Here is a 26,029-nt window from a genome sequence, read left to right as displayed (position 1 = left end):
AACATTTTCATATACTTATTTATAGCTCCTGTCTACTGCTTTAATAAGTTCCCAATCATCTCTCAACCTCTGTTTCTTTGTTTCAATTTCATTCACAGAGTGATTTAGTTCTTTTCGTAAATACTCCAAATCTTCAATCGCTTTCTTTCCAGCTCCATTTTGCGACCAACCTGCTTGTATAAGATTATAAATATCATTTACTCTCTCTTGATTTTTATTTATATCTATAATCAAATTTGTTAAACGCCCTAATGCTGCTTCTATATGTTCCTCATTAAAATACATTTGTCTCATTTTTTTAACCACTCAAATCCTTGAAAATTTTCATCTGCTGCCTTATATTCATCGGCTTTTCTCTTTATAAAAGCTGATACTTCCCCGGCTTTTGTCGCATATACTCTACTGGTTTGATCTAAGCAATGATACAATTCTTCAATCCTTCTCTCCAGACGTTGACTCTTAGTTGAACTAAGATGCTGCATTACTTCTGAAACTACTCGTGGTATCTGATTTTGAAATTCTTCCGCACTTTGTTGCATTTTTTTTGCTGATTCTTCTAAGTATTCCATGACTATCTTGATTTCACCATGCTGTATTGAATATCTGGGAGACTTATATAATTTGTGACCCGTGTTTACGTCTACTAACATGGAATTATTAATATTACCGAAACTATCAAAGTGATAATTTCCTAGACCGTGATAATCCTTTGCTCCTATTGAATCTAAAAACCTATCAATTTGATGCATCCCATAGTCATTATTTGCTGTTTTAAAATCAGAATTGACCATATAGGTATCACCAATATGTGTTTTATCTTCTCTTAGAGCACCACCAGAAATTGAATCTTTCGGATTAATATAATTAGTTATTTGTCCTTTATATTCTCCTGCATCTACTTTTTTCTTTATGTCCTTTGGAAGCATATCATAAATGCCAGGGGCACTGTAAGTAACAGCAGGTACACCGCATATTGCACTAGCAAATTGAGCATTGGCACCACCTAAAGAATGTCCTGTAGTTGAAATTTTCGCACCCTGATATTCATTTTTTACTATTTCTAAAAGTGATACTGATTGTGTAAACTGGTTAGCTGCTATTACTTGACTTTTATCATACGGATTTATTTTCTCACCATCTTGTATCGGATTCTTACCCATTAATATATATTTTGCATCAGTTAAAAAATCAGGCACCGATCTATCTAATGATTCTTTCCCTTCCGTTCCTCTATAAGCAACAACAATTTCTTTAGTTGTTTCATTTTGAAAAACAACTGCATCGAAACCTGTTTCAGGGTCATGTAATTTTGCGCCTTTTGGGTGTATTGGCTTCCAACCGGCAATGTCTATTTTATCTTCTTTTTGATATGCAGCCTCAGATAATTTATTATAAGTTGAATCTGATATAATAGTAGTCAACCCTTCTCCCTCTTTCCTTAACCCCATTCATTTGGTAATATAAGTATAATAATAGCGGGAGGTGAATTGCAATCAAAAAATCACTAAAAATTACAATAATTATCAGTGTAATTCTTGTCGGTATGGCTTCTTGCGCAGTTATAAAATTCATACATACAGCAAATCCTTTAATGTCAATGACTCCCCAAGAAAAGCAAGAAATTAAAAATAAAGCAAACAAAGCTACGATTGAATATTTTAAGAAAGAAAAAAATATTGATGTTACTATTACAGATACTGAATTTTCAAGTGAATTGGGCGGATTAAAACTTTTTGTTAACGGATATATTTCTAATGATAAAAATAAAACTTTTTCTGTTGTAGTATCTTCTACCAATGATTACGAAGTAAGAGAACTTTCCTCACCATAAAAAAGAGACCTAGATTTGATACGCTCCCCTTATAGCAGACAGTAAAAAGAAATCACCTTGATCTGTTTACTATGGAGGGGAGTTTTCTATGAAAAAAGAAACCTATGTGATTTCAGATAGCCACCTAAACAGGGATGTCCAAGCTTCAAAACCGAATGAAAAATAGAGGTGGTAAGAAATGAAAAAAATCCTTTTAATAACATTATTGGTTGTTTTAGGTTTAGGTTCGTGCACTATATATCAAATTTATAAGGCTACCCACCCTTATAGTGAAAAAGAACAAAATGAAATGAAAGAAAAAGCATCACAAGCCGCTATCGAGTATTTTAAAAAGGAGAAAAATTGGAATATTACAGTGACAAAAGTAGAATTTTCTACAGATATCTCTCGTAGTAGGCTTGAGGTATCTGGCTATATATCTGGTGACAAAAAGAAGGAGGTTTCTGCAAGTATAGATTACAGTAATGATTATACAGTTGGTAGTATAAGTTATTAACATTACAAATTGACTTTTTTCTCTAATAGCATTTTCACCCTCTATAATATCTAATACATAGACAAAACCCAGATAAAGATTATAGTTAAACTTTGTCTGGGCCTTGTGTTTCATATTCTCCCATTAATTCAATTACTTTACAATCAAAATAAACAATTATGCCCTCTACCTCATATCAATTCGCATAGACCTTTTCACAGTCCTATCATCCTCGCAAATTAAAACATACTTTTTTGAAAATAAAAAACTCATAAAATCAGCACTCCAAGCCCCCCCTTTAAATCTCGATTTTTTCTTAAATCTTCTTTTCTAAAATAGTATTAAAGTAATCTCGTCTTCCGCTCTTCCATCCGAATTACTTTTCCACTTTAATATACAAATGATTGTTCACCAAATCCACTTTGAGGTGGTTCTATTAGCTGAACCTGACCATTTTTAACAATATATATTCCGTTTGTTTTCAAATCTATTTCAGCTGTCATTTCAACAAGATTTTCTTTTCTAATTCCCACCAAGATCACTCCCATATGTTATAATTACTTTGTCGAAGTAAGTTGAGAGTGATCTCAGCTTTTTTTATTTGTCTATAGATATTGCACAACATTTTCTGGAACAAATGCTTGGTCAAGTGACAAATGGAGCCGTATTGGGATCGGCTTTTTTTCATCCCTTGCTTGCTTACACATTTTTTCTGCCTCTTCCCATACAAATTGTTTATCCTCCGCTCGTTTATAACGCCAAATCCCAATCGTATAATCCTCAAATAACTCATACCGCTCATCAGGCGCTGTAGTTGGTTTTAATTCATCAATTGCTTTGGCTTGGCGTGGTATTTGCACAAACACATCTGTATACCTTAATTTTGAATTCAAACGGTGGATATGAGCTTTCTTAGGATCAAATGATACAACTGGCTCCACGTCAAAAATTGTTAATTGCTTTGGCATTGTTTTTTCCCCCTCCAATACCTGCAAACTTGCTATTAGAACCCCTTCAAGCTGCGTTAACGTTAATTGATCTAATGTTTGTCCATTAATTTCAGCTAATCCTAAACCCAATAATTTACGAATGATTATTAGTTTTCTACGTTCTACTTCCTGACGTAACAACATGATTAAGCCTCCTGTTGATGATTGAACTTTCTCTCTAAATTTACAAACTTACTAAATTCTTTAATGAATGCTAGTTCAACAACACCAACTGGACCGTTCCTTTGTTTCGCTAAAATAATTTCTGTTATGTTTTTATTTTCTGTCTCGCGGTCATAGTAATCTTCACGGTATAAGAATGCGATTAAATCCGCATCTTGCTCAATTTGGCCATTTTCACGTAAATCTGATAGCAATGGCCTCTTATCTTGTCTACTTTCTACAGCACGACTTAACTGTGATAATGCAACTACACATACATTGAGCTCTCTTGCCATCAGTTTTAACTTACGACTAATCTCACCGATTTCTTGCATGCGGTTCCCTCTATGCTTTGGATCCCCTACAATAAGCTGCAAGTAATCAATTGCAATTAAAATCTTTTTATCAGGGTACTTACGCTTTAGTTTCCTAATTTTAGCGTAGATCTCTTGCATCGTGACATTTGCTTTATCGTAAATTTCTAATGGCAAATCATTAATTAATCCCATCGCTTGACTAATCTTTTCCCAATCCTTTAAATTACATAGCTTCTTAGGATTCTTTAATTTTGTAGCATCTATATTTCCAGTACTTGAGATCATTCTCTTTAGTAGCTGCTCTTCTCCCATCTCTAGTGAAAAGATTCCTGTTGCTGTATGAGCACTTGCTGCATGAAAAGCAACGTTTAATACAAATGCTGTTTTCCCCATTGAAGGACGGGCACCGACAATGATTAAATCACCTTCTTGTAACCCTCCCTGCTATCATTCTGTTCAGGTCGTCATAACCAGTTGGTATACCGGTTAAATCTCCTACATCAATTTGTATGTTCTTATATAAATCAACAAGCGTATCTTTCAAGTTAAATTCATCTGAGTAACCCGTTCCTTCAATGGCGCTTAATTCATCAATTGATATACTAATAGCACTCATATCCCTATCTTGCTGAAGAAGGTTATATAAGTTACCAGCAACCTCTTGAGCATGTCGCATTTTCCAAGCTTCGATAACTAAGCCTTCGTGATACGAGAAATTTTTAGTAGTAGTAACAACTTCTGTTAAGTTTACAAAGAATTCAATTCCACCAATTTGATGCATAAAGCTTTCATCAAATTTTCCAATGAGAGCAACAAGATCTATCGGAACTTCAGCATCTTCTAATTCTCTCATCGCCTTAAAAATCACTTTGTGTGTTGGTAAAGAAAACTGTTTTACCTTTAGCTGACAATCTTTAATTAAATCACCTTCTTGGATTATGCTACCTAAAACACTTTGTTCAGCTTCTACGTTACGAATTATATCGTTACTCATTTCGCCAACCACGCATTCTGTTGATTAAGTACTGCAAGTTCTTCTTCTGTTGGGATGTTCTGCTCCCATGCTTGTTGCTGCTGTATTACGTTTTTAGTAGATTCCGATAATCCTTTTTGTTGATAAGGAGCTTGTGTCTGTTGTTGCGCTTTTGTTAATCGCTGAGCACGAAATGCTTTATCAGCTGCCTCAACATCAGTTACTGTTTTAAAGCCTTTAAGATGCCAATCTCTTAAAATCGTATTTACGTAAGACATGTTTCTCGCATTCTTCTCTAAAGCAATCTCCATAGCCTTAATAACTAGCTCTGCATTTAAATCATCTATCCAAGTATAAATACCATCTGCAATAAAAGGTGTAATGAATCCGAAGTTTTGCTCGTAAAAAGAAACTGGATTAACCTCAACAACTTCTTCCGCGCCTGCACGTTCCTCTTGTTGTTGTTCTTTTTCTTTTTCTTTTTCTTTTTCTTTTTCTTTTTCTTTTTCTTTTTCTTTTTCCTTGCTAGGGGCCTGGAAGCCCCTTATAAGCCCCTCCAAACGGACTGATAAATACTCCTTAATACGAGGAATTTTAAAATCTTGCTCTTTTTCTAATTGCAAGCAAGTTTCATAAAAATCAACTAAAAAATCCTGGTCCTTTACGGATTGAATTTCTTTTAAAACACACTTTTCAATGTTTACATTTTTAATTGGATTGAATTTCAACCAATTGATTAAGAACAATTCTTTTGTTTTTTGGTTGTAATTAATTTTTCCGTATTCAGCAAAACGTTCTAATAGCTTCATAACAGTTTCACGGTTATATCCTGTATCAGTTTCAATGATACGAAGTGGAAGCTCATAGATTCCTGATTGAGACGTCTTACTGTTTGTCATCAAATATAAGTAGAAATACTTGTCCTCCGGTGTAAGATCTAAAACAAATGAATCCTGCCAAAATGAAACATGTACTGGTCTATAAACTGCCATATTATTCATCCTCCCGTTTACATATCGCGAATCCGTCCTCTACACGTAATAAGCGATAATGCTTATATCCTATTTTGAGATATTGTTTTATTAAGTAAATTAGGTGTTGCCCTGATGTTGCTTGTTGAAACACTTTAGGATTCAGCAACACTCTATGTAATGATTTGGCTAAAAGCATGTAGCACACTCCGTTGTTATACGAATGCTAATTTGATATAATTAATCCTAAGATCTTTTGCAAGACCGTTTGTCTATCACTCTGCCAAGTGATAGATCTTTTTATTTTCTACGTGTTACTAACGAAGCGTTAACTCCTCTTGCTCTTAAATCTTTAATCACTACGCGATAACTCATCGATGCCTCATGTTCCTCTTTTGTATCACGAAGCATTTTAAATTCCCTTATACATCGCTCCAACTCTTCTTCCCAGTGATTTGATTCTTCAATTGATTCTGCATTAAACATGTTATGAATACATTCACTCATACAGTTACGAAGTTTATTCGCAAATGAAAAATCTCCAGGAAGAACAAGATCATGAAGACGATTGTTTTTATCATTCATAAATTACATCTCCTTTCTAATTAAATTAATGCTGTACGCATCGTTACAACCAGAAAGGAACATTGTAGAGGTATGGGAGGAACAATCCCTTTCTGGTCATAACGACAAGCACAGTGGCTTGTCCAAATGATTTATATAGTGTTATAATTGCTTTACAATATTTTTCAGAGCTACTGTTGTCTAGGCGGTAGCTTTTTTATTTACCCATTTATGTTTCAAAATAAATGATGCTTCAATAATTTTGATTCGAATCCCCAACAATTTCTTCTCTTGCTTTAACTCAATTGTTTTTGAATCCTTATTAAGTAACTCTGCTATTTTTATTTCACCAGTTAGCTTTGCGTCATATCGAATTAATTCCTTATATTCTTTTAAGCTAGGTTTCTTATAATCTACTGTCATTTTCTTTCCTCCTCTACAGCACCCTTGTTAAATTCATTAAGCTATCCACCGATTGAATAATAACGTTTTCTGCCATAGCCTTTTGCAACCAACTTCTTTGTATTTCTTCCATAATGCCAAAATGAACTTGTTCAAGAGCTTGTACTACACATTGAGTAGCTTGGATTGTATCGAAGATTTCTTTTGCATGAACTGCGTATTCATGTTTCTTTCTTTCATCATGCTTCCATGATCTTGTTGTAACTTGTAAGTTCATGATTTCCTTTGCTGCCGCAATTCCCTCTTCAGCTTGCTTAATGTAGTTCATCAATTGAAGATTTACATCCTGAGTTAATCGTGGATCTGTCGGCGGCAATCCAACACCATAAATATGTTTGATCGCTTGTTGATTCAACTTTGCTCCTGTTGCATGGCACCAATCCATCGCAAGTTCAAATTCTGGTTTAGAAAGTCCAGATTCAATACGGGTTAATCTTTCGTGTGTAATACCAAGGTACTTAGATAGCCCTTTCTTCGTTTTCAGCTGAACATTGTCACAACATTCTCTAGCATTCTGTAATAATTCTCCTATTGCTGAATTGCAGTATATGCTTGTTCCCATATCTGTTCGCCTCCATATTTAGTTTTCAAATGGTTACAATGAACTTAGTACATATGTAACTTGTCTACTTTTCATATAAAAAGAGAGGAACTATTCCTCAACGTTTTCTTTTACTTGTATTTCTTTGATGATGGCCCAACCAGCCTTGTAATATGCTTGACGGATTTTATCAATATCCTTTTGTGATTTTGGCTCAGGAGCCACAACATGGACTTTCGTTTTTCCAAATTCATAAGTCGCCGCATATTCTTCTTGTTGGCTCATGGTGTCACCTCTTGAAGTGCTTTTTATATGTTTATGCGACGGGTCTGTTGGTACTGCCATGTTAGTTGATGGCATTTTCTCACCTACTTCCCACCTTAAAGTACAAGATTCTTGTACTTTAATGCATTTGCACAATCATCTTGTACAAAGTTTTACAATTAATCTATATAAGGTACAATATCTTTGTACTTTTTATTAACGGGAGGTGCTAAAAATGTTGAGACAAAGACTAAAAGAAACGCGTAAAACGCGTAAGCTCACTCAGCAAGAATTAGCCGATAAAGTAAATACCACTAAAGGCACCATTAGTAACTATGAGAATGGTCATAGCACTCCCTCAAACGAAATGCTAAAAGATTTAGCGAATGTTTTAGGCGTAACAACAGATTATTTATTAGGAAGAGAAGATGAATCAAGAGTGTCTAATACCCTTCCTGATTTAAACAAAAAAGATACTCGTGATATCGCTCGTGACTTAGAAAAGACTTTAAAAGACTTAGAAAATAGCGAAGATGCCTTAATGTTTGACGGAGAACCAATAGACGAACACACAAAAGAAATGATTCGCATTTCTCTGGAAAACTCTATGCGCATGGCAAAACAATTAGCCAAACAAAAATTCACTCCAAACAAGTACAAAAAAGAATGAACGGAGCGAGAGATGAAGACTACGTACTGAAAATCGTAAAAAAACACGGCACAACAAACCCCTTTGAAATTGCTAAACGAAAAGATATTATAGTGTTGTTTGAAGACCTAGGGAATACTCTTGGTTTTTACAACACTTATAAACGCTTTAAATTCATTCATATTAATAATAAAATTAACGAAACTACTCAACGATTTGTTTGTGCACATGAATTAGGTCATGCTGTACTTCATCCTAAAGCAAATACTCCCTTCTTGCGTAACCAAACCTTCTTTTCAGTGGATCGCTTAGAAATTGAAGCAAATACATTTGCTGTGGAAATGTTACTTACCGGTGAAATGATTTCTACTTATAAGGATACTCGTTTATCTATTCAAGAAGTTGCGGAGATTTATGGGATTCCTAGCGGATTCGCCCGTTTAAAAACCTATATTTGTTAAGAAAGCAGATGCAATTCTATTAACTTATGGAGGATTAATAATGAAAAAGTACCTAGTACCATTTACAGTGCTCTTTTTATCTATTGGACTAGTTGGTTGTGATACTAACAATCCAGTTAAAGAAGACGAACAACACGCACAAGAAGAAACAAAGAGTGCAGAAGAACAACATCAGGTAGAAGAAAAAGTAAAACAAGAAGAACAACAACGTCAGGAAGCTGAAGTGCAACGCCAAGCGGAAGAAAAAGCGAAGCAAGAACAAGCAACCAAAGCAGAGCAACATCAGAATCAAGAAAAACAACTCGACGAAAATGATTCCAGTAATCAATCAGCACCAAAAATAGAAGGACCCGAATCGGAGCGATTCAAGGAGGAGCAAATAAGAAAACTTCAAGCCGCTGATCCAAAAGAGAAAGAGGAAGCTTTCGATAGGGCGGCAGCCTCTCGCCGTGAACGATTCGAGAGACAAGAAATTGAAAAAATGGATTGCGATACAGCACGTTCTGCGTTATCTCAATTAGAACAAATGGATGACAATCCGATCGCAAAAAAACAGGCACTTGATTATCAAGATAAAATAGCAAGGTGCAACAAATCAGGTGATTAAGCAACCACACGTTCATTTAAAGACCGATACATATTAGTTACATATTAATATTCATTGTTATATAAAGTTGTAGAAGGGAACTGATATAAATGACTTTTATAAAAGATATAGCTTCTTTTTCTGAAGGATTATCTAAAGCTTTTCCAATAATTCTATCCATATCCTCTTTTTTGGGCGTTCTAATTATCTATAATAAGAAAACCAATTTTGATTTAATATTTGAAGGAAAACACATTAGGTTTTTAACAAAGATGACACAATCTATTACGGCCTTTATTGGATTTTATCTTCTATTCCAATTTGTATCGTTCTCCTTATATTTTATTGGTCTTCCTAAACCAACAAAAGTTAAATTGAATACAATATATACTATAGATATTATGTTAGTTTTCATCTTAATTATCTCTATATTAATTTATATTGCATTTAAAATAATTTGTACCGCTTTAAACTATTTACACACAATTAACAGTTACCAAAATTTTATTAACAAAAAAAATGAGTGGCTAAACCAACATAATAAAACTAAAAATGCTCTTATTTTCATCAAAAATGGCATCATTTTTATGTATTTGGGTCTAAACAAACTTATATATATTATACTTGTGGTTGCTAGTCTACTTACCCAAGCCATGCATTTCTATTTAGCTAAAGAACAAATACTAAAATTTGATCTAACATCTCAACAGGCTATTCAATTTTTAGTTGGTCCAATAGTAATTTGGGTTTTCCTAATTGCGATTATGTATCTCTATCTTAAAGAAATAGGTGAATTAAAAAAAGTTTACTATACTGTAAAGTTCATTTCAGAAACTAATGTCAAAAATGAAGAATTAATTCATCTCCATACTCGTTCAACTAAAGAATGGGTTCTAGTAAGAGTAAATGATTTACAGGAACAAAATACAATTTTTCTTTATAATCCAGAAACAAAAAACTGGCTTGAATACAATAAAGTAATTCATGATTAGAAAGTCCAATTCATGGGCTTTTTTAATCATATTAAATCCGGCTAGCTTTTTATATTATCATTTACTTCATTCCAATCATTACAATTCATATAATACATATCAATAAGGAGGTTTAACTATGAAAACCGCAATCTACCTAAGAAAATCTCGTGCCGATCTCGAAGCTGAAGCACGTGGTGAAAGTGAAACATTAGCAAAGCACCGCACTACCCTGCTGAAAATTGCCAAGGAAATGAACTTAAATGTTTTATCTGTCCGTGAGGAAATCGTATCTGGTGAGAGCTTAGTAAAACGCCCTGAGATGTTAGCGCTGCTCGAAGAAATTGAAGATAACAAATATGATGTTGTTCTTTGTATGGATATGGATCGTTTAGGTCGTGGTGGTATGAAAGAGCAAGGAATCATTTTAGAGACGTTTAAACGCTCGAATACGAAGATTATGACACCTAGGAAGACTTATGACCTTAATGATGAGTGGGATGAAGAATACAGCGAATTTGAAGCTTTTATGGCTCGTAAGGAGTTAAAGATTATTACACGCCGTATGCAACGAGGTCGTGTCGCCAGTGTAGAGGCTGGGAATTACCTTGGTACACATGCACCATTCGGATATGATATCCATCGCTTAAATAAGCGAGAACGTACTTTAACGATTATTCCAGAAGAAGCTTCAGTTGTAAGAATGATATTTGATTGGTATGCAAATGAGGATATGGGAGCAAATGCAATTAGAAGCAAGTTAAATGACCTTGGCTACAAAAGTAAGCTAGGTAATGAATGGAACCCCTACAGCATCTTAGATATATTAAAAAATAATGTGTATATCGGAAAGGTGACTTGGCAAAAGAGAAAAGAAGTAAAACGTCCTGACGCTGTGAAACGTAGTTGTGCAAGACAAGATAAATCAGAGTGGATTATTGCTGATGGCAAACATGAGCCCATCATACCCCAGAGCTTATTTGAGCAAGTACAAGAAAAATTAAACTCAAGATATCACATTCCCTACAATACGAACGGAATAAAAAATCCATTGGCTGGTATTATTAAATGCGCTAAATGTGGTTACAGTATGGTACAACGTTATCCAAAGAATCGAAAAGAAACGATGGATTGTAAACACCGTGGCTGTGAAAACAAATCAAGTTATACTGAATTAATTGAAAAGCGTTTACTCGAGGCATTAAAAGAATGGTACATCAATTATAAAGCTGATTTTGAAAAACATAAGCAAGATGACAAATTAAAAGAAACACAAGTTATTCAAATGAATGAAGCTGCATTGCGCAAGCTTGAAAAAGAATTAGTGGATGTCCAAAAACAAAAAAATAATTTACATGATTTATTAGAACGTGGCGTTTACACAGTCGATATGTTTTTAGAACGCTCGAATGTAGTTTCTGACCGTATAACTGAAATTACTTCCACTATGAAAAACTTAAAGAAAGAAATTAAAACCGAAATTAAGAAGGAAAAAGTCAAGAAAGACACAATACCTCAAGTGGAGCATGTTCTTGATCTGTACTTTAAAACAGATGATCCCAAAAAGAAAAACAGCCTCCTAAAGTCGGTTTTAGAAAAGGCTGTTTATAAAAAGGAAAAATGGCAAAGGCTCGATGATTTCGAACTTGTGCTTTACCCTAAGCTCCCTCAAGATGGCGACATATAAGCGTTTATGCTTTGTCGTCACCTTGTTGGTGTAATTAGATTTACCCCATTTAATCCTAAAGCATCATTCGTCGAAACTGCCAATACGACAGGCTTGCCATTTCTTAGCGTCGCTTTTGCTGCCATTAGTACTGGAGAATCTGTCATTGCATTTGCAAATTTACTCATAGAATTTCCTGTTAAAGGAGCGATTACCATGCAGTCTAATGGAATTTTAGGTCCAAGTGGCTCTGCTCCAACAATTGAATTAATTGCTTTAAAACCTGTTATTTCTTCAATTTTCTTAATCCACTCTGCTCCTTCTCCAAATCTAGTATTTGTTGATTGAACAGTGTATGAAACAACGGGACGTACTTCTGCCCCTTCAGCAATTAATTTTTCTAAGTGCGGCATAACTTCCTCATACGTACAATGTGAACCCGTAAATCCGAAACCAATTCGTTTCCCCTTCAAACTCATTTCTTTTCCTCCTCCTTTGCAATTGCATCTGCTGCTAATAACTGAGAAAGAACATTTGCTAAAATTTGCCCAGCCGTTTTGGGAGCAACAATACCTGGTAATCCAGGTGCTAGCAACGCTTTGACTCCTCTTTTTTCCGCATATCTAAAGTCAGTACCGCCTGGTTTAGAGGCTAAATCAATCACTAACGTATGAGCTGGCATTTTTGCAATAACATTCGCTGTTACAACGAGGTGCGGAATTGTATTGATTACAATATCGATATTTCCTACTTCTTTCTCTATGTCTTGCATATGAAAAGGAGAAAACACCATTTCTGTAATACGTGCAATATGTTCAGATCGTCTTGCTCCAACTTTGACATGGGCTCCTAATGATTGAAATGCTCTCGCAACACTCATTCCTGTTCTACCAAATCCTAGAACCATTACATTGGACCCATGAATTGTATAGTCGGTATGTTGAATTACCATCATTAATGTACCTTCTACAGTTGGAATAGAATTGTATATTGCCACATCATCACGATCAAATAATTTAACAAGTTTTCGGTTCGTAGTAGATACGAGATTTTCCAAGTAAGGTGTACCAATACCCGAATATATAGTAAAGTGTTCTGGTGTATTTTCAATTTGTTCTTTCGTTATTGAAACTTTTTCATTTGAAAAAATAGTATCTACTTCTCCTTTAGCATTTGTACCTGCAACCGGCAAAATAATTGCGTCTACAGAAGTGAAATCTAAATTTTGTATACTTTCTTTTGCTGCCCCTGTGAAACCATGATCTAACTGATCAAACCCTATCAAAGAAAGTTTCGCATCCAATTCAACTAGCTTACGAATTACTTCTAGCTGCCTTGCATCTCCTCCTATGACAGCAATATGCATCTCAGTCAACATTCCCTAATTCACCTTCTTTTTCTGTCATTTATAAGAAAAGTGCCTACTTTTTCTTTTTCCTCCACATCATATGTAATGTACGAGTTTATGGTGATTGAAAATCCAAATGCACATATGATTTATCAGGTTTCTATGTAGATACAAAAAAAGATGACCAAAATGGCCATCCTTCACTCCGAATTTGAACGATCTATACTATCACAAAGAAGCATATCATGTCCGACTTTCTTTATTTGATTCCATGCCACCCTTACTTCTTGTGGTTCCTTTTTAAAACCTCCCCACTTCCCTACAGGTATTATAAGTGTTTGTATTCGTCCGTCTTTCTCATTAATCTCTAAATCCATATAACCTAAGACTCCCATTTTTTCCGCTTTTTCTATATCTACAACCTCTTTACCACTTAATTCACTTAATCGCATACATACTCCACTCCCTACTGAATTTTTCATTTGCATTGTCTATAATTAGTACCTATTCTATATGTATAAAAAAAATAACCTTCTCTCATTTAAAAAGAGAGAAGGTTATTATCAGATACATCATAAAAATCGATTATAGTTTTATTCCTTTTGGAAGTTTTCCGTCTGGACTAATAAGTGCCGCAGAGAATTCATCAGTAAACATGTTGCGAATTAATCCGTCCACATTTTCTTTTGTTACAGTGTTTACACTTTCAATAATCTCATCAAGTGAACGATGTTTACGAAGAAGCAATTCATTTTTACCGTTACGACTCATACGGCTATTTGTACTTTCTAAACTTAACATTAAGTTTCCTTTTAATTGCTCTTTACTATTCATAAGCTCTTTTTCTGTAATACCTGTATTTTTCAATGTCTCTAATGTTTCTTGCATTGTTTCATACAGTGTATCTAATTGTTGGCTACCTGTTCCACCGTAAAGTGTTAACATACCTGTATCTTCATAAGAAGAGTGGTAAGAAAATACCGAGTAAGCTAATCCACGTTGCTCACGTACTTCTTGGAATAAACGGCTACTCATGCTACCGCCTAAAACATTATTTAATACAATTAAGTTATAAATATCTTCGTGTCCCATTTGTAAGCCTTTATATCCTAGACATAAATGAGCTTGTTCCGTTTCCTTTTTACGGGCTACCTTATTGAAATGGAAAATTGGGCTATGTACTTGTTCACGGTTTGTTGTTCCTTCATAACTACCGAAATATTGCTCCACTGTTTGTAAAAATGCTTCATCAATATTTCCTGCAACTGATACAACTACATTTTCAGGTGTGTAATGATCTTTTATATATTGACGTAACGTATCACCTGTAAACGTATTAAGCGTTTCTTCTGTTCCTAAAATAGGATATCCAAGTGGATGCGTTTCATATGTTGCTTTCGTTAACATATCATGCACAATATCATCTGGCGCATCTTCGTACATTTTAATTTCTTCACATACGACATTCTTCTCTTTTTTCAGTTCTTCCTCATCAAATGTTGAATTAAAGAACATATCTGCTAAAACATCTAAAGCATATTTAGCATGCTCATCTAATACTTTTGCATAGTAACAAGTATATTCTTTTGAAGTAAATGCATTCACTTGACCACCAATGCTATCAAATGATTCTGCAATCTCTCGTGCACTACGTGTTTCTGTCCCTTTAAAGAACATATGCTCTAAAAAGTGAGAAATCCCATTATTTTTTTCATTTTCATTTCTTGATCCCGCATGGATCCAAATACCAATTGCAACCGATCTTACAGTTGGTATATTCTCCATAACTATTCTTACACCATTTTTACAAGTATATTTTTTAATCAAAAACTTTCCTCCTACTGCCAGTTTCTCTAAATAAAACGCTATTATTTAATGATAACAAGTTTAAGGATGAATGTCATGCAAATGTATTTAATCCACACGTTTTTCATCCAGTAATTCAGTTATATTCCCCACTTTATATCCTTGTTCCTTCAATTTTATAATCATTGTTTCTAAAGCCTCTTCTGTAGACGAAGTAGGATGCATTAATATGATAGCACCTGGATGTATTTTTCTCATTACTCTCTGCAATAGTACATCCGGCTCAGGTCGCTTCCAATCAATCGTATCTACAGTCCACATAATCGTTCCCATTTGAAAATCATCTGCAATCTTTACGACTTCATCTCGAAAGCTTCCACTCGGCGGGGCAAACCATCTTACTTTTTGATTCGTTGCTACTTCTATCATTCGATTTGTTTTTTGTAACTGATCTCGTATTTCATCTGACGATAACGTTTTCATATTAGGGTGTGTGTATGAGTGATTTCCAACTTCTTGTTTTGCATCGACAATCATTTTTGCAAACCGCAAATTTTCTTTCACCCAACGTCCTTCTAAAAAGAAAGTGGCCTTCACATCATGCTTTTTCAAGATTTCTAATATGCGAGGCAAATACTCATTTCCCCATGCCACATTTATTGTTAATCCTACCATCTTTTTATTTGGATGCCCTCTATAAATTGGAGCTGGTGATAAATCTTCCAAATGAACACTCGGTGAGACTTCTTTGAATTCAAGATATTTTTGATCAAATTCCTTTAGCTTCTTCATATTATTATACGATGCTTCAATATCCACTTGTCTTCCATTATATCCAGGTGTTGCCTTCCATATTTTATCAATCATCGCATTTTGAGGTGCAATCTCATACTGTTTTGCATGCTTTTGAATTTCTTCATGCAAGTTATCTTGTGCAAAAACAGAATAAGAGCCTAAACTGACATATAAAGAAAATATACATATGTATGCCAATATACGAACTTTCATATAAACCCTCCCAAATTAACTATATAAAAACATTTTCTTCTTATCTTTGTTAATTTGAGCGTTATAATGAAAACTATACCTATACCGACATAAAAATATATGAACATCATGTTTTTTACATAACAAAAAAAGCCAGTTTAACTGGCTTTTACTTATTGCTGCTCTTGTTTGTTTTCTTCTTTAGCAGCTTCTTTTTCTTGCTCTTCTTTTAGCAATACTTTTCTAGATAGATTTACGCGACCTTGCTTGTCAATCTCGATAACTTTAACTGTAATTACATCACCGATTTTCACAACGTCTTCTACTTTACCTATACGCTCAAGTGCAAGTTCAGAAATATGAACTAATCCATCTTTACCGCTGAATAATTCAACGAAAGCACCAAATTTCTCAACACGTTTCACTTTTCCTTCGTAGATCTCACCTACTTGTACTTCGCGAACGATATCTTCGATAATCTTCTTAGCTTTGTCGTTCATTTCTTGATTTATTGATGAAATGAATACTGTACCATCTTGCTCGATGTCAATTTTAACGCCAGTTTCTTCAATAATTTTATTGATTTGTTTACCGCTTGGTCCAATAACGTCACGGATTTTATCTGGGTTGATTGTCATTGTAATAATCTTTGGAGCGTAAGCTGATAATTCAGTACGTGGCTCTGCAATAACAGATAACATATGATTTAGAATGTGCACACGACCAATTTTCGCTTGTTGTAATGCCTCTTCTAAAATCTCACGTGATAAACCATCGATTTTAATGTCCATTTGCAGCGCAGTTACACCTTGTGCTGTACCTGCTACTTTAAAGTCCATATCACCTAAATGATCTTCCATACCTTGAATATCAGATAAAATTGTGTAATGCTCACCAGATTTAACCAGACCCATTGCAATACCTGCAACTGGAGCTTTAAGTGGAACACCCGCATCCATCATTGCTAAAGTACTACCACAAATACTTGCTTGTGAAGTAGAACCATTTGATTCTAATACTTCAGATACAAGGCGTACTGTGTATGGGAAATCTTTTTCAGATGGAATTACAGGCTCAAGTGCGCGCTCTCCTAGTGCACCGTGACCAATTTCACGACGACCTGGTCCACGCATCGGTCTTGTTTCACCAACACTAAATGATGGGAAATTGTAATGGTGCATAAAGCGTTTTGATTCTTCTACACCAAGACCATCTAAAATTTGCACATCGCCTAATGCACCTAATGTACAAATACTTAATGCTTGTGTTTGTCCACGTGTGAATAAACCAGAACCGTGTGTACGAGATAAAATACCAACCTCTGATGCTAAAGGACGGATTTCGTCACCTTTACGGCCATCTGGGCGAATTTTTTCAACTGTAATAAGACGACGTACTTCTTCTTTTACAATTTTATATAAAATCTCATTTACTTGTCCTAATGTATCAGCGTCAGCTTCCACAGCTTCGTAATGCTCGATTACACGCTTTTTCACTTCGTTAATTGCATCTTCACGTGCATGTTTCTCATGTACTTGAATTGCAGAATGCATATCCTTCTCAGCCATTTCACGTACAGCTTGATTAAGATCAGCGTCAACTTCATAAAGTTTCACTTCTGATTTCTCTTTACCTACAGCTTGTACAATCTCTTCTTGGAATGCAATTAAACGTTTAATTTCATCATGACCAAACATAATTGCTTCTAACATTGTTTCTTCAGGCACTTGATCTGCTCCTGCTTCAACCATGTTAATCGCATCTTTCGTACCAGCTACAACTAAGTGGATATCACTTTGTTCTTGCTGTTCTACTGTTGGATTAATAACGAATTCGCCATTAATACGACCAACTGTCGCACCAGCGATTGGACCTTCAAATGGAATATCTGAAATCGATAACGCTAATGAAGAACCAAGCATAGCTGCCATTTCAGAAGAACAATCCTGATCAACACTCATTACAATGCTGACAACTTGTACTTCGTTACGGAAACCATCTGCGAATAGCGGACGAATTGGACGGTCGATTAAACGACTTGCCAAAATTGCTTTTTCACTTGGACGACCTTCACGCTTAATAAAACCGCCAGGAATTTTTCCGACTGCATATAAACGCTCTTCATAGTTTACTGTAAGTGGGAAAAAATCTACATTTTTAGCTTCTTTTGATGCAGTTGCTGTAGATAGAACCGCTGTATCGCCATATCTTACTAATACTGCTCCGTTCGCTTGTTTGGCAAGCTGACCAGTTTCAACTGTTAGCTGGCGACCAGCTAAATCTATCGAGAAGACTTGCTTTTCTTGACTCATTTAAGTACCCCTCTCAATTTAAAGTATTCAATTCTTCTATGTAAATGGATAGTATATCACAATATTCTACCTCTAGTATTGCCTAAAATTAAGTAAGCTATAAAGCGTAGAAGATATATTTTTACCTAACAAAAAAGCGGGAATATTCCCGCTTCTTTGACTATCGACGTAAGCCAAGCTTTGTGATTAATTCACGGTAACGTGTGATATCGCTATTACGAAGGTAAGTTAGTAAATTACGACGTTTACCAACCATCTTTAATAGACCACGACGTGAATGATGATCTTTCTTGTGAGTACGTAAGTGCTCGTTTAGAGTGTTAATTTGCTCCGTTAGGACAGCAATTTGAACCTCTGGAGAACCAGTATCAGTCTCATGAGTTCTAAATTGTGCAATGATTTCATTTTTACGCTCTTGTGTTAAAGCCATCCTATTTCACCTCCTATTAATTAAACCCCCAATTACCTAGCAAGCGTCGGTGAGTCGCAATGCCAAGCAATGGTTGTCATAAAGTACATAACATAGAATACTACTTTTCATTTGAAAAAGCAAGTATATTCTTTTCGCTCGCAAAATATTCTTGTGCTGTTTTCTTATCTTTTGCGATTTGTTCAACTAACTCATCAATGCCATTGAATTTCTTCTCTTCTCTTATACGCATATGCCACTCTACTGTAACATTTTGATCGTATATATCATTGTTAAATTCAAATAAGTGCACTTCAATTGATAATTGGCGCCCATCTTCTTTAAAAGTCGGTTTATATCCAATATTACATACACCATCGTACCATTCATCGTGAACTTTTAATCTCACTGCATAAACACCTACAGGTGGCAATAAATACTCATCACTTAAACCTACATTAGCTGTTGGAAAACCAATTTGACGCCCACGTTTGTCGCCGTGTATAACTGTTCCCGCTACAGTATAGGCTCTACCTAAAATAGATGGAATTTGTTCCATTTCGCCATTTCGAATTAACTTTCGTAATGCTGTAGAACTTACTTTCTCTTCTTGAAATTCAACTTTTTCAATCACAGTTTGTGTAAACTCCCCTCTTGCATGAAATGGTAAAGTCTCCATCTTTCCTTTTCCTAAACGTCCATATGAATAATCAAACCCTGCTACTACATGCTTTACATTTAAACCAATAATATAATCATCTACAAATTGTTGTGGTAATAACCCTGCAAATGATTCATCAAATTTAATCACATATAATATATCGATTCCTAAGCTTTCGACTATTTTTTCTTTATCACGCATTGGTGTAATATACTCCACATGCGCATCCTTTTTCCCTAAAACAACAGATGGATGAGGATGAAATGTCATAACTGCACTTTTATATCCTCGGTCGTCCGCTATTTTTTTCGCAGTTCGAATTACACATTGATGTCCTAAATGAATGCCATCAAAAAATCCTAATGCCATTACAGTAGGTGGTAATTCTAATTTATTTTGTTCATGTGGATGAGTTAAATGAATAAGTTTCACGCTTGAATTCACCTTTTTCTGTAATAATCCTTCCAATAATTCATTATAGCTTTAGTTCTTGATTATTCACAAGTACTTTCATCGGCTTTAACATGCCAGGATGTTTCGGATGATGTTCATAAATTGCTAAGCAACGATCATTTTTATCAAACACTGTAATAAATGGTGCTGTTATTTCTAATTCATTCTTTAAGAACATACCATTCTTGATTTTCTCTGCTTGCTTTTCATCTACAACCATTTTTGGAAACTTACTTAATGCTTCATCAATTGAAATGAAGATAGACTCTACTGTTCCATTTTGCACGTTTTCTTCAATTTCTTCAAATGATATGCAATCTTCTAATAAAAATTCACCAGATGCCGTTCTTACAAGGTGAGACATATGTGATGGGAAACCAAGTTTCTCCCCGATCATTACCGCTAACGTTCTTACATATGTTCCTTTACTACACGTTACACGGAAACGGAATGAAATATTTTCTCCTTCAAAAACTTCACGGTCATCAAGTAATACGAATTCATGAATCGTAATTGTACGAACTGGACGTTCCACCTCTTGTCCTGCTCTTGCATATTCATATAATTTTTTCCCGTTTACTTTTACAGCTGAGAACATTGGTGGCATTTGTTCAATCGTGCCTGTTAATTCCGCTAGTACCTCTTCTACTTCTTTACGTGTAATAACACGGTTTACATCTTGTTTCTCCACAACTTCACCAGAAGCATCTTCTGTTGTTGTTGAAAACCCTAATGTTACTTCACCTTCATATGTTTTCGTTTCACTTGTTAAAAATTGTGCAATCTTCGTTGCTCTCCCCACACAAAGTGGTAATACTCCCGTTACATCTGGGTCTAATGTTCCCGTATGACCAATTCTCTTTTCTCGCAATATCTTTCTTAATTTAAATACACAATCATGTGATGTCATGCCTTTTGGCTTATGTAATAATACTACACCTTCCATATATGTTCACCTCATCATAATTCTTTCGTAGTAAATATCCAAAACTTATTTTGCATTGAAAAAATGGATAGACAAATGTCTATCCATTATTCTTCACGTTTACCGTCTTTATTAATTTCATGTAAAAGTGTATCAATTCGATGACCATATCCGATAGACTCATCAAACTCAAAGGTAATTTCCGGTGTTTTACGAAGACGAATACGTTGGCCAATTTCTGAACGAATAAAGCCTTTTGCCTTCGCTAAACCTTTTAACGTATTTTCTTTCTGTTCTTCGTCACCTAAAACAGAAATATATACTTTGGCAATTTGCAAATCACCACTCACTTGTACATCTGTTACTGTAACAAATCCGATACGTGGGTCTTTAATTTTACGACTAATGATGTCGCCTAATTCTTTTTTCATTTGCTCGCCTACACGGTTTGCACGTAATTTCATAACTCTTCACCTCATTCAATACCATTCCAATTGTGTTATCGTACGTTCAATTTCAGGAAATGAATCGATGTACTCCAGTACACGATTCATTTCTTTTTCACAGATAACACGATTTGAGGATACGGAAACAATCGCAATTTCTGTACGTTGCCATACATCTTGATGCCCAACTTCAGAAACAGCTACATTATAGCGCTGTTTCACACGAGTTAGCACTCGTTGCAAAATTGCCCGTTTCTCTTTTAAAGAATGCACATCGTAAATCATACACTCGAATGAGAGTGAAGCGACAATCATCGCTTCACTTCTTCCATAACGTATGCTTCAATGATGTCCCCTTCTTTAAGGTCATTATATCTCTCAATTGTAATACCACACTCATAGTTTTGTGCAACTTCTTTTACGTCGTCTTTGAAACGTTTTAACGTATCAAGTTGTCCTTCAAAAATTACGATACCATCGCGGATAATACGAACGCCACTATCGCGTGTAATTTTACCGTCAATTACGTAACAACCTGCGATTGTTCCAACTTTTGTTACCTTGAATGTTTGACGAACTTCCGCTTGACCGATTACTTTTTCTTCGAATTCTGGATCCAGCATACCTTGCATTGCTAATTCAATTTCTTCGATTACTTTGTAGATAATGCGGTGTAAGCGAACATCAACGTTCTCTAATTCAGCTGTACGCTTCGCGTTCACATCCGGACGTACGTTAAATCCAATTACAATTGCATTAGATGCAGAAGCTAAAATGATATCAGATTCTGTAATCGCACCTACACCAGTGTGAATGATTTTAACTTTTACGCCTTCAACATCAATTTTACGAAGTGACGCTGCCATCGCTTCAACAGAACCTTGTACGTCTGCTTTTACGATTAAGTTGATTTCTTTTACATCGCTCTCTTGGATTTGTTGGAATAAATCTTCAAGGCTTAATTTAGATTTCTCACCACGTTGTGCAACTAACGCTTCTTGTGCACGTGATTCACCGATTTGACGAGCTTTCTTCTCATCAGCGAATGCCATGAAACGATCTCCAGCCTGTGGTACTTCATTTAAACCTGTAATTTCAACAGGAGTTGATGGACCAGCAACTTTTACACGACGACCAATATCACTTACCATTGCACGAACACGTCCGAATGAAGTTCCAACAACGATTGGATCTCCAACTCGAAGTGTACCGTTTTGAACTAATAATGTCGCGATAGTTCCTTTACCTTTATCAAGCTGTGCTTCAATTACAGTACCCGTTGCATAACGATTTGGGTTTGCTTTATATTCTTCTACTTCACTTACAAGAAGAATCATCTCTAGCAAGTTGTCAATTCCCTCGCCTTGGATTGCAGAAATTGGTACGAAAATTGTATCTCCGCCCCAAGCTTCTGGAACTAATTCATATTCTGTTAATTCTTGCATTACACGATCAGGATTCGCCGCTGGTTTATCCATTTTATTCACAGCAACAATAATTGGTACTCCAGCTGCTTTTGCATGGCTAATCGCTTCAACTGTTTGAGGCATAACACCGTCATCAGCTGCAACAACAAGGATTGTAATATCAGTTACTTGCGCACCACGAGCACGCATCGTTGTAAATGCCGCGTGACCAGGCGTATCTAAGAATGTAATTTTCTTATCATTTACTTCAACTTGGTATGCACCAATATGCTGAGTAATTCCACCCGCTTCGCCAGCAGTTACTTTTGAATTACGAATTGAGTCAAGTAATGTTGTTTTACCATGGTCAACGTGTCCCATAATCGTAACAACAGCTGGACGCTCTTTTAAGTTTTCTTCATCATCTTGCTCATCAATGAATGTTTCAAACTCAGTTTCACTTACAACTACTTCTTCTTCTACTTCAATACCGTAATCAGTAGCAATTAACTCAATTGTATCTTTATCCAAGTCTTGGTTAATTGTTGCCATAATTCCAAGCATGAAGAGCTTTTTAATAATTTCAGATGGCTCTTTACTTAACTTTTTAGCAAGTTCACCTACTGTAAGGCTTCCAGAGAAAGTAATTTTATCTGGTGTTTCTACTATTTGCGTTTGTTGTCTTCCAGCAAAGTTATCTTGACGTTTGTCTTCATTTCCTTTGCCTTTTTTCTTTTTCTTATTGCTGTTCTTTTTACTGCGAACAACTTTCTCTTCTACTTCAAACTCATCTGCAACAGAAGGTTTTTCCGCTCCAGTGTTATATTCATTATCTAATTTATTTACTACTTCATCTTCTAACATTGTCATATGATTCGAAACCTCGATATTCATCTCTTTAAGTTTTGTCATAAGATCTTTACTTGAGATATTATTTTTTTTTGCATATTCATGTACTCGAATTTTACTCATACCTTCACCCCCGGTAATTTGTATCGAGCATGCTACGTAGCTTTTTCGCAAAGCCTTCATCTAACACAGCTACAACGACTCGCTCGTCTCTCCCAATCGCATGCCCTAATTGTTGTCGATTTTCGACTTTTTTCATTGGTACGTTGTAGTACGTCGTTTTATCCGTGATACGTTTAGTAGTGTTCGCTGACGCATCTTCAGAAAGCAATACGAGCTTTGCTTTACCACTTCGTACTTCTTTTAAAACGAGTTCTTCACCCGAAATGATTTTTCGAGCGCGATTTGCTAGTCCTAAAAACGATTTCCAATCGGACACTTATTTCGACTCCTTCTCAACAAGCTCAAGAAGCTCTTCGTACAGAGAACTGTCGATTTTCGCTTTTAGATGATGTTCCAAAATGTTTTTCTTTTGGGCTTGCATAATGCATTCTTTATCTTTTGACAAATATGCACCTCGTCCTGATTTTTTTCCAGATAAATCAATAGACACTTCGCCCTCTTTGGAACGAACAATGCGAACGAGCTCTCGTTTTGATTTCATCTCTTGCGTCGCGATACATTTTCGTAACGGAACTTTTCGATTGCTCATACTCATCACCTCTATTCGATTTCGTCTTCAACTGAATCGAATCCGAATGCGATTACGCTATCTTCTTCTGTTACAATTCCAAGTTGTTTCGCATCAGACTCACTTTTAATATCAATTTTCCAGCCTGTTAATTTAGCTGCAAGACGCGCATTTTGTCCACGCTTACCGATAGCTAATGATAGCTGGTGGTCTGGAACAACAACAGTTGTTGCTTTTTCATCTTCATCTACAAGTACTTTAACAACTTGTGATGGGCTTAAAGCATTTGCAACATATTCAACTGGATCATTTGACCAGCGAACGATGTCAATCTTTTCACCTTTTAGTTCATCTACAACACGTTGTACACGTTGTCCTTTCGGTCCTACGCAAGAACCAACTGGATCAACATCAATGTTTTCTGCATGCACAGAGATTTTAGAACGATCTCCTGCTTCGCGCGCTACAGAGCGAATTTCTACAGTTCCATCATAAATTTCTGGAACTTCCATTTCGAATAAACGTTTTAAAAGACCAGGATGTGTACGTGATACGTAAATTTGTGGTCCTTTTGTTGTCTTTTCTACTTTTGTAATAAATACGCGAATACGATCATGTGGCTTATATTGCTCATTTGGCATTTGCTCACTTACAGGTAATAAAGCTTCTACTTTACCTAAGCTTACGTAGATGAAACGAGCATCTTGGCGTTGTACAATACCAACCATAATGTCTTCTTCACGATCACTAAATTCTGAGTAAATAACACCACGTTCTGCTTCACGAACTCGTTGTGTTACAACTTGTTTTGCAGTTTGCGCTGCAATACGACCAAAATCTTTTGGCGTTACTTCAATTTCTAGTACGTCGCCATCTTGGTAGTTTGGATTAATTTGTCTTGCCTCTTCTACAGAGATTTCAAGACGTGGATCAAACACATTATCAACAACGTCCTTACGTGCTAAAACTTGAATTGTTCCCACTTCTGGGTTAAAGCTCACACGAACGTTTTGTGCTTGGTTAAAATTGCGTTTATAAGCAGAGATTAACGCTGCTTCAATCGCATCAATAATAATATCTTTACTAATACCTTTTTCTGACTCTAATACGAGCAAAGCATCTAACAACTCAGTGCTCATGAAGATCCCCCTTCTTACTAAAACGTAACAGCAAGTCGCGCATTTGCAACTTTATCCATTGGAATTTGGATTTCTTTTTTACGTGTTTTAATTGTTAATAGTAGTGTAATTGTAGTACCGTCGTAGGAAAGTAACTTTCCTTCAAACATCTTTTCGCCATCAATCGGCTCATATGTTTTAATTGCCACTTGTTTTCCTACCGCTTGCTGGAAGTCTTTCTCTTTCTTTAATGGGCGTTCTGCTCCAGGAGATGATACATCCAAAAAGTAAAGGTGAGGAATTGGATCCTCTTTATCTAAAGCTTCGCTTAAACGTTCACTTACCGCACCGCATTCTTCAATGTCGACTCCCTTTTCAGAATCGATGAATACGCGTAAGAACCAGTCTTGTCCTTCTTTCACATACTCTACATCTACAAGTTCAAGATTTAACTCTTCAACGATTGGCTGCGCAAATGCTTCTACAACTTCTGTGACTTTCTTATCCATAAACAGCCTCCTTCCTGCCGCCATGTACCATTTACAAGAAAAGATCCCGTTCATAAAGACGGTCTATCTTATTCTTTCTCGTTAGCTAACAAAAGCCCCTGCCGTTAAGCAGGGAATATCTGTCTTAGTATTACCAAATTTAAGAAGTAAAACTTGTAACAAAATATGTATATACGACAGAAATGTCTTTACTATCTACATGAATAAAATGTAGATAGTAACACGAA

Annotated in this window: 31 protein-coding genes and 2 pseudogenes; 7 read left to right on the top strand and 26 right to left on the bottom strand. The window is 35.6% G+C overall.

Annotated elements, in window-relative coordinates; genetic code table 11:
- Nucleotides 1-15: 15 nt before the first annotated feature.
- Both BM089_RS14835 and BM089_RS14830 read right to left on the bottom strand, forming a co-directional pair.
- Nucleotides 16-294 (bottom strand): hypothetical protein, encoded by a 279-nt coding sequence (locus BM089_RS14835; protein ID WP_002161963.1) that lies wholly within the window; start codon nucleotides 292-294, stop codon nucleotides 16-18.
- Nucleotides 291-1,421, bottom strand: a complete 1,131-nt coding sequence (locus BM089_RS14830; RefSeq protein ID WP_016512407.1) for a Tle-like phospholipase domain-containing protein — start codon at nucleotides 1,419-1,421, stop codon at nucleotides 291-293. The genes BM089_RS14835 and BM089_RS14830 overlap by 4 nt, the downstream gene beginning before the upstream one ends.
- A gap of 122 nt (nucleotides 1,422-1,543) precedes the next feature.
- On the opposite strand from BM089_RS14830, the gene BM089_RS14825 reads away from it, so the two are divergent.
- Together BM089_RS14825 and BM089_RS14820 are read left to right on the top strand one after the other, a co-directional pair.
- Nucleotides 1,544-1,831, top strand: a complete 288-nt coding sequence (locus BM089_RS14825) for a hypothetical protein (RefSeq protein WP_016512406.1) — start codon at nucleotides 1,544-1,546, stop codon at nucleotides 1,829-1,831.
- A gap of 178 nt (nucleotides 1,832-2,009) precedes the next feature.
- Nucleotides 2,010-2,327, top strand: coding sequence for a hypothetical protein (locus BM089_RS14820; RefSeq protein WP_090977214.1), 318 nt, complete (start codon nucleotides 2,010-2,012; stop codon nucleotides 2,325-2,327).
- A 368-nt stretch (nucleotides 2,328-2,695) separates the two neighbouring features.
- Here the strand turns inward: BM089_RS14820 and BM089_RS14815 are convergent, their stop codons facing one another.
- The 8 genes and pseudogenes from BM089_RS14815 to BM089_RS14780 all read right to left on the bottom strand — a co-directional run bounded on the left by BM089_RS14815 (nucleotide 2,696) and on the right by BM089_RS14780 (nucleotide 7,645).
- Entirely contained in the window at nucleotides 2,696-2,839 is a 144-nt protein-coding gene (locus BM089_RS14815) for a DUF3954 domain-containing protein (RefSeq protein ID WP_090977212.1), read from the bottom strand.
- A 72-nt stretch (nucleotides 2,840-2,911) separates the two neighbouring features.
- Entirely contained in the window at nucleotides 2,912-3,274 is a 363-nt protein-coding gene (locus BM089_RS14810; RefSeq protein ID WP_090977636.1) for a cell division protein SepF, read from the bottom strand.
- A 167-nt stretch (nucleotides 3,275-3,441) separates the two neighbouring features.
- Nucleotides 3,442-4,768 (bottom strand): annotated as a pseudogene (gene dnaB / locus BM089_RS14805) (replicative DNA helicase).
- Entirely contained in the window at nucleotides 4,765-5,739 is a 975-nt protein-coding gene (locus BM089_RS14800) for a DnaD domain-containing protein (RefSeq protein ID WP_090977211.1), read from the bottom strand. Before BM089_RS14800 ends, dnaB begins: the two are co-directional and overlap by 4 nt.
- Nucleotides 5,740-6,018: 279 nt before the next feature.
- Nucleotides 6,019-6,303: a hypothetical protein gene (locus BM089_RS14795; protein WP_016512398.1), complete on the bottom strand. Its 285-nt coding sequence runs from the start codon at nucleotides 6,301-6,303 to the stop codon at nucleotides 6,019-6,021.
- A gap of 180 nt (nucleotides 6,304-6,483) precedes the next feature.
- On the bottom strand, nucleotides 6,484-6,705 hold the full coding sequence (locus tag BM089_RS14790; protein ID WP_016512397.1) for a hypothetical protein: 222 nt from the start codon (nucleotides 6,703-6,705) through the stop codon (nucleotides 6,484-6,486).
- A 13-nt stretch (nucleotides 6,706-6,718) separates the two neighbouring features.
- Nucleotides 6,719-7,306, bottom strand: a complete 588-nt coding sequence (locus BM089_RS14785; RefSeq protein WP_090977209.1) for a sporulation sigma factor-processing peptidase — start codon at nucleotides 7,304-7,306, stop codon at nucleotides 6,719-6,721.
- A gap of 90 nt (nucleotides 7,307-7,396) precedes the next feature.
- Nucleotides 7,397-7,645: a hypothetical protein gene (locus tag BM089_RS14780; RefSeq protein WP_001141264.1), complete on the bottom strand. Its 249-nt coding sequence runs from the start codon at nucleotides 7,643-7,645 to the stop codon at nucleotides 7,397-7,399.
- A gap of 139 nt (nucleotides 7,646-7,784) precedes the next feature.
- Here BM089_RS14780 and BM089_RS14775 point away from each other — a divergent pair, with 139 nt between their 5' ends.
- The 5 genes from BM089_RS14775 (at nucleotide 7,785) to BM089_RS14755 (ending at nucleotide 11,903) form a co-directional block, all read left to right on the top strand.
- Nucleotides 7,785-8,219: a helix-turn-helix domain-containing protein gene (locus tag BM089_RS14775; protein ID WP_090977207.1), complete on the top strand. Its 435-nt coding sequence runs from the start codon at nucleotides 7,785-7,787 to the stop codon at nucleotides 8,217-8,219.
- Nucleotides 8,216-8,659 (top strand): ImmA/IrrE family metallo-endopeptidase, encoded by a 444-nt coding sequence (locus tag BM089_RS14770; protein ID WP_090977205.1) that lies wholly within the window; start codon nucleotides 8,216-8,218, stop codon nucleotides 8,657-8,659. The genes BM089_RS14775 and BM089_RS14770 overlap by 4 nt, the downstream gene beginning before the upstream one ends.
- A gap of 40 nt (nucleotides 8,660-8,699) precedes the next feature.
- The gene (locus tag BM089_RS14765) at nucleotides 8,700-9,266 is read left to right on the top strand and encodes a hypothetical protein (protein ID WP_016512393.1); all 567 of its coding nucleotides are present in this window, start codon (nucleotides 8,700-8,702) and stop codon (nucleotides 9,264-9,266) included.
- A gap of 89 nt (nucleotides 9,267-9,355) precedes the next feature.
- Nucleotides 9,356-10,237: a hypothetical protein gene (locus BM089_RS14760; RefSeq protein WP_090977203.1), complete on the top strand. Its 882-nt coding sequence runs from the start codon at nucleotides 9,356-9,358 to the stop codon at nucleotides 10,235-10,237.
- A gap of 118 nt (nucleotides 10,238-10,355) precedes the next feature.
- A complete protein-coding gene (locus BM089_RS14755; RefSeq protein WP_090977201.1) occupies nucleotides 10,356-11,903 on the top strand; it encodes a recombinase family protein in 1,548 nt (515 codons plus the stop codon).
- Nucleotides 11,904-11,935: 32 nt separating this feature from the next.
- On the opposite strand, the pseudogene dpaB reads toward BM089_RS14755, so the two are convergent.
- From dpaB to rimP, 16 genes and pseudogenes are all read right to left on the bottom strand, one after another.
- Nucleotides 11,936-12,361: pseudogene (dpaB, locus tag BM089_RS14750) on the bottom strand (dipicolinate synthase subunit B); the annotation flags it as partial.
- Nucleotides 12,358-13,260, bottom strand: coding sequence for a dipicolinic acid synthetase subunit A (dpaA, locus tag BM089_RS14745; protein ID WP_090977199.1), 903 nt, complete (start codon nucleotides 13,258-13,260; stop codon nucleotides 12,358-12,360). The pseudogene dpaB and the gene dpaA, both read right to left, overlap by 4 nt.
- Before the next feature lie 170 nt (nucleotides 13,261-13,430).
- On the bottom strand, nucleotides 13,431-13,682 hold the full coding sequence (locus BM089_RS14740; protein WP_090977198.1) for a YlmC/YmxH family sporulation protein: 252 nt from the start codon (nucleotides 13,680-13,682) through the stop codon (nucleotides 13,431-13,433).
- 133 nt (nucleotides 13,683-13,815) lie between these two features.
- Entirely contained in the window at nucleotides 13,816-15,057 is a 1,242-nt protein-coding gene (locus tag BM089_RS14735) for a M16 family metallopeptidase (RefSeq protein WP_000593001.1), read from the bottom strand.
- A gap of 87 nt (nucleotides 15,058-15,144) precedes the next feature.
- Complete coding sequence (locus BM089_RS14730; RefSeq protein WP_090977196.1) at nucleotides 15,145-16,044, bottom strand: polysaccharide deacetylase family protein; 900 nt, start codon at nucleotides 16,042-16,044, stop codon at nucleotides 15,145-15,147.
- Nucleotides 16,045-16,196: 152 nt separating this feature from the next.
- Nucleotides 16,197-18,335 carry a polyribonucleotide nucleotidyltransferase gene (gene pnp / locus BM089_RS14725; protein ID WP_090977194.1) on the bottom strand — a complete coding sequence of 713 codons (2,139 nt, stop codon included), beginning with the start codon at nucleotides 18,333-18,335 and terminating at the stop codon, nucleotides 16,197-16,199.
- A 160-nt stretch (nucleotides 18,336-18,495) separates the two neighbouring features.
- On the bottom strand, nucleotides 18,496-18,765 hold the full coding sequence (gene rpsO, locus BM089_RS14720; RefSeq protein WP_001229392.1) for a 30S ribosomal protein S15: 270 nt from the start codon (nucleotides 18,763-18,765) through the stop codon (nucleotides 18,496-18,498).
- A gap of 100 nt (nucleotides 18,766-18,865) precedes the next feature.
- Nucleotides 18,866-19,837 (bottom strand): bifunctional riboflavin kinase/FAD synthetase, encoded by a 972-nt coding sequence (gene ribF / locus BM089_RS14715; RefSeq protein WP_090977192.1) that lies wholly within the window; start codon nucleotides 19,835-19,837, stop codon nucleotides 18,866-18,868.
- A 43-nt stretch (nucleotides 19,838-19,880) separates the two neighbouring features.
- Nucleotides 19,881-20,804, bottom strand: a complete 924-nt coding sequence (truB, locus tag BM089_RS14710) for a tRNA pseudouridine(55) synthase TruB (RefSeq protein WP_000399362.1) — start codon at nucleotides 20,802-20,804, stop codon at nucleotides 19,881-19,883.
- Between the two features lie 86 nt (nucleotides 20,805-20,890).
- A complete protein-coding gene (gene rbfA / locus BM089_RS14705) occupies nucleotides 20,891-21,247 on the bottom strand; it encodes a 30S ribosome-binding factor RbfA (protein WP_000776437.1) in 357 nt (118 codons plus the stop codon).
- Nucleotides 21,248-21,262: 15 nt separating this feature from the next.
- Entirely contained in the window at nucleotides 21,263-21,544 is a 282-nt protein-coding gene (locus tag BM089_RS14700) for a DUF503 domain-containing protein (RefSeq protein ID WP_000634349.1), read from the bottom strand.
- Nucleotides 21,541-23,607 (bottom strand): translation initiation factor IF-2, encoded by a 2,067-nt coding sequence (gene infB, locus BM089_RS14695; RefSeq protein ID WP_000036347.1) that lies wholly within the window; start codon nucleotides 23,605-23,607, stop codon nucleotides 21,541-21,543. Before infB ends, BM089_RS14700 begins: the two co-directional genes overlap by 4 nt.
- Before the next feature lie 4 nt (nucleotides 23,608-23,611).
- Complete coding sequence (locus BM089_RS14690) at nucleotides 23,612-23,923, bottom strand: YlxQ family RNA-binding protein (RefSeq protein WP_001286522.1); 312 nt, start codon at nucleotides 23,921-23,923, stop codon at nucleotides 23,612-23,614.
- Nucleotides 23,924-24,196: an RNase P modulator RnpM gene (locus BM089_RS14685; protein WP_000071125.1), complete on the bottom strand. Its 273-nt coding sequence runs from the start codon at nucleotides 24,194-24,196 to the stop codon at nucleotides 23,924-23,926.
- Nucleotides 24,197-24,207: 11 nt separating this feature from the next.
- Nucleotides 24,208-25,314: a transcription termination factor NusA gene (nusA, locus tag BM089_RS14680; protein ID WP_000102598.1), complete on the bottom strand. Its 1,107-nt coding sequence runs from the start codon at nucleotides 25,312-25,314 to the stop codon at nucleotides 24,208-24,210.
- A gap of 17 nt (nucleotides 25,315-25,331) precedes the next feature.
- The gene (gene rimP, locus BM089_RS14675) at nucleotides 25,332-25,802 is read right to left on the bottom strand and encodes a ribosome maturation factor RimP (protein ID WP_000359095.1); all 471 of its coding nucleotides are present in this window, start codon (nucleotides 25,800-25,802) and stop codon (nucleotides 25,332-25,334) included.
- Between the last annotated feature and the right edge of the window lie 227 nt (nucleotides 25,803-26,029).

This window comes from Bacillus sp. 5mfcol3.1 (genome assembly GCF_900114335.1).
In the GTDB taxonomy this organism is placed as follows: domain Bacteria; phylum Bacillota; class Bacilli; order Bacillales; family Bacillaceae_G; genus Bacillus_A; species Bacillus_A thuringiensis_S.
Note: the sequence above shows the minus strand (reverse complement) of the source record. Positions and strands in the feature narration are given on the sequence as shown.

Coding starts and splice junctions, on each gene's coding strand:
- BM089_RS14835 (WP_002161963.1), bottom strand. CDS start 294: ATGAGACAAATGTATTTTAATGAGGAACATATAGAAGCAGCATTAGGG.
- BM089_RS14825 (WP_016512406.1), top strand. CDS start 1,544: ATGGCTTCTTGCGCAGTTATAAAATTCATACATACAGCAAATCCTTTA.
- BM089_RS14820 (WP_090977214.1), top strand. CDS start 2,010: ATGAAAAAAATCCTTTTAATAACATTATTGGTTGTTTTAGGTTTAGGT.
- BM089_RS14810 (WP_090977636.1), bottom strand. CDS start 3,274: ATGCCAAAGCAATTAACAATTTTTGACGTGGAGCCAGTTGTATCATTT.
- BM089_RS14800 (WP_090977211.1), bottom strand. CDS start 5,739: ATGGCAGTTTATAGACCAGTACATGTTTCATTTTGGCAGGATTCATTT.
- BM089_RS14795 (WP_016512398.1), bottom strand. CDS start 6,303: ATGAATGATAAAAACAATCGTCTTCATGATCTTGTTCTTCCTGGAGAT.
- BM089_RS14790 (WP_016512397.1), bottom strand. CDS start 6,705: ATGACAGTAGATTATAAGAAACCTAGCTTAAAAGAATATAAGGAATTA.
- BM089_RS14785 (WP_090977209.1), bottom strand. CDS start 7,306: ATGGGAACAAGCATATACTGCAATTCAGCAATAGGAGAATTATTACAG.
- BM089_RS14780 (WP_001141264.1), bottom strand. CDS start 7,645: ATGCCATCAACTAACATGGCAGTACCAACAGACCCGTCGCATAAACAT.
- BM089_RS14775 (WP_090977207.1), top strand. CDS start 7,785: ATGTTGAGACAAAGACTAAAAGAAACGCGTAAAACGCGTAAGCTCACT.
- BM089_RS14770 (WP_090977205.1), top strand. CDS start 8,216: ATGAACGGAGCGAGAGATGAAGACTACGTACTGAAAATCGTAAAAAAA.
- BM089_RS14765 (WP_016512393.1), top strand. CDS start 8,700: ATGAAAAAGTACCTAGTACCATTTACAGTGCTCTTTTTATCTATTGGA.
- BM089_RS14760 (WP_090977203.1), top strand. CDS start 9,356: ATGACTTTTATAAAAGATATAGCTTCTTTTTCTGAAGGATTATCTAAA.
- BM089_RS14755 (WP_090977201.1), top strand. CDS start 10,356: ATGAAAACCGCAATCTACCTAAGAAAATCTCGTGCCGATCTCGAAGCT.
- dpaA (WP_090977199.1), bottom strand. CDS start 13,260: ATGTTGACTGAGATGCATATTGCTGTCATAGGAGGAGATGCAAGGCAG.
- BM089_RS14740 (WP_090977198.1), bottom strand. CDS start 13,682: ATGCGATTAAGTGAATTAAGTGGTAAAGAGGTTGTAGATATAGAAAAA.
- BM089_RS14730 (WP_090977196.1), bottom strand. CDS start 16,044: ATGAAAGTTCGTATATTGGCATACATATGTATATTTTCTTTATATGTC.
- pnp (WP_090977194.1), bottom strand. CDS start 18,335: ATGAGTCAAGAAAAGCAAGTCTTCTCGATAGATTTAGCTGGTCGCCAG.
- rpsO (WP_001229392.1), bottom strand. CDS start 18,765: ATGGCTTTAACACAAGAGCGTAAAAATGAAATCATTGCACAATTTAGA.
- truB (WP_000399362.1), bottom strand. CDS start 20,804: ATGGAAGGTGTAGTATTATTACATAAGCCAAAAGGCATGACATCACAT.
- rbfA (WP_000776437.1), bottom strand. CDS start 21,247: ATGAAATTACGTGCAAACCGTGTAGGCGAGCAAATGAAAAAAGAATTA.
- BM089_RS14700 (WP_000634349.1), bottom strand. CDS start 21,544: ATGATTGTCGCTTCACTCTCATTCGAGTGTATGATTTACGATGTGCAT.
- infB (WP_000036347.1), bottom strand. CDS start 23,607: ATGAGTAAAATTCGAGTACATGAATATGCAAAAAAAAATAATATCTCA.
- BM089_RS14685 (WP_000071125.1), bottom strand. CDS start 24,196: ATGAGCAATCGAAAAGTTCCGTTACGAAAATGTATCGCGACGCAAGAG.
- nusA (WP_000102598.1), bottom strand. CDS start 25,314: ATGAGCACTGAGTTGTTAGATGCTTTGCTCGTATTAGAGTCAGAAAAA.
- rimP (WP_000359095.1), bottom strand. CDS start 25,802: ATGGATAAGAAAGTCACAGAAGTTGTAGAAGCATTTGCGCAGCCAATC.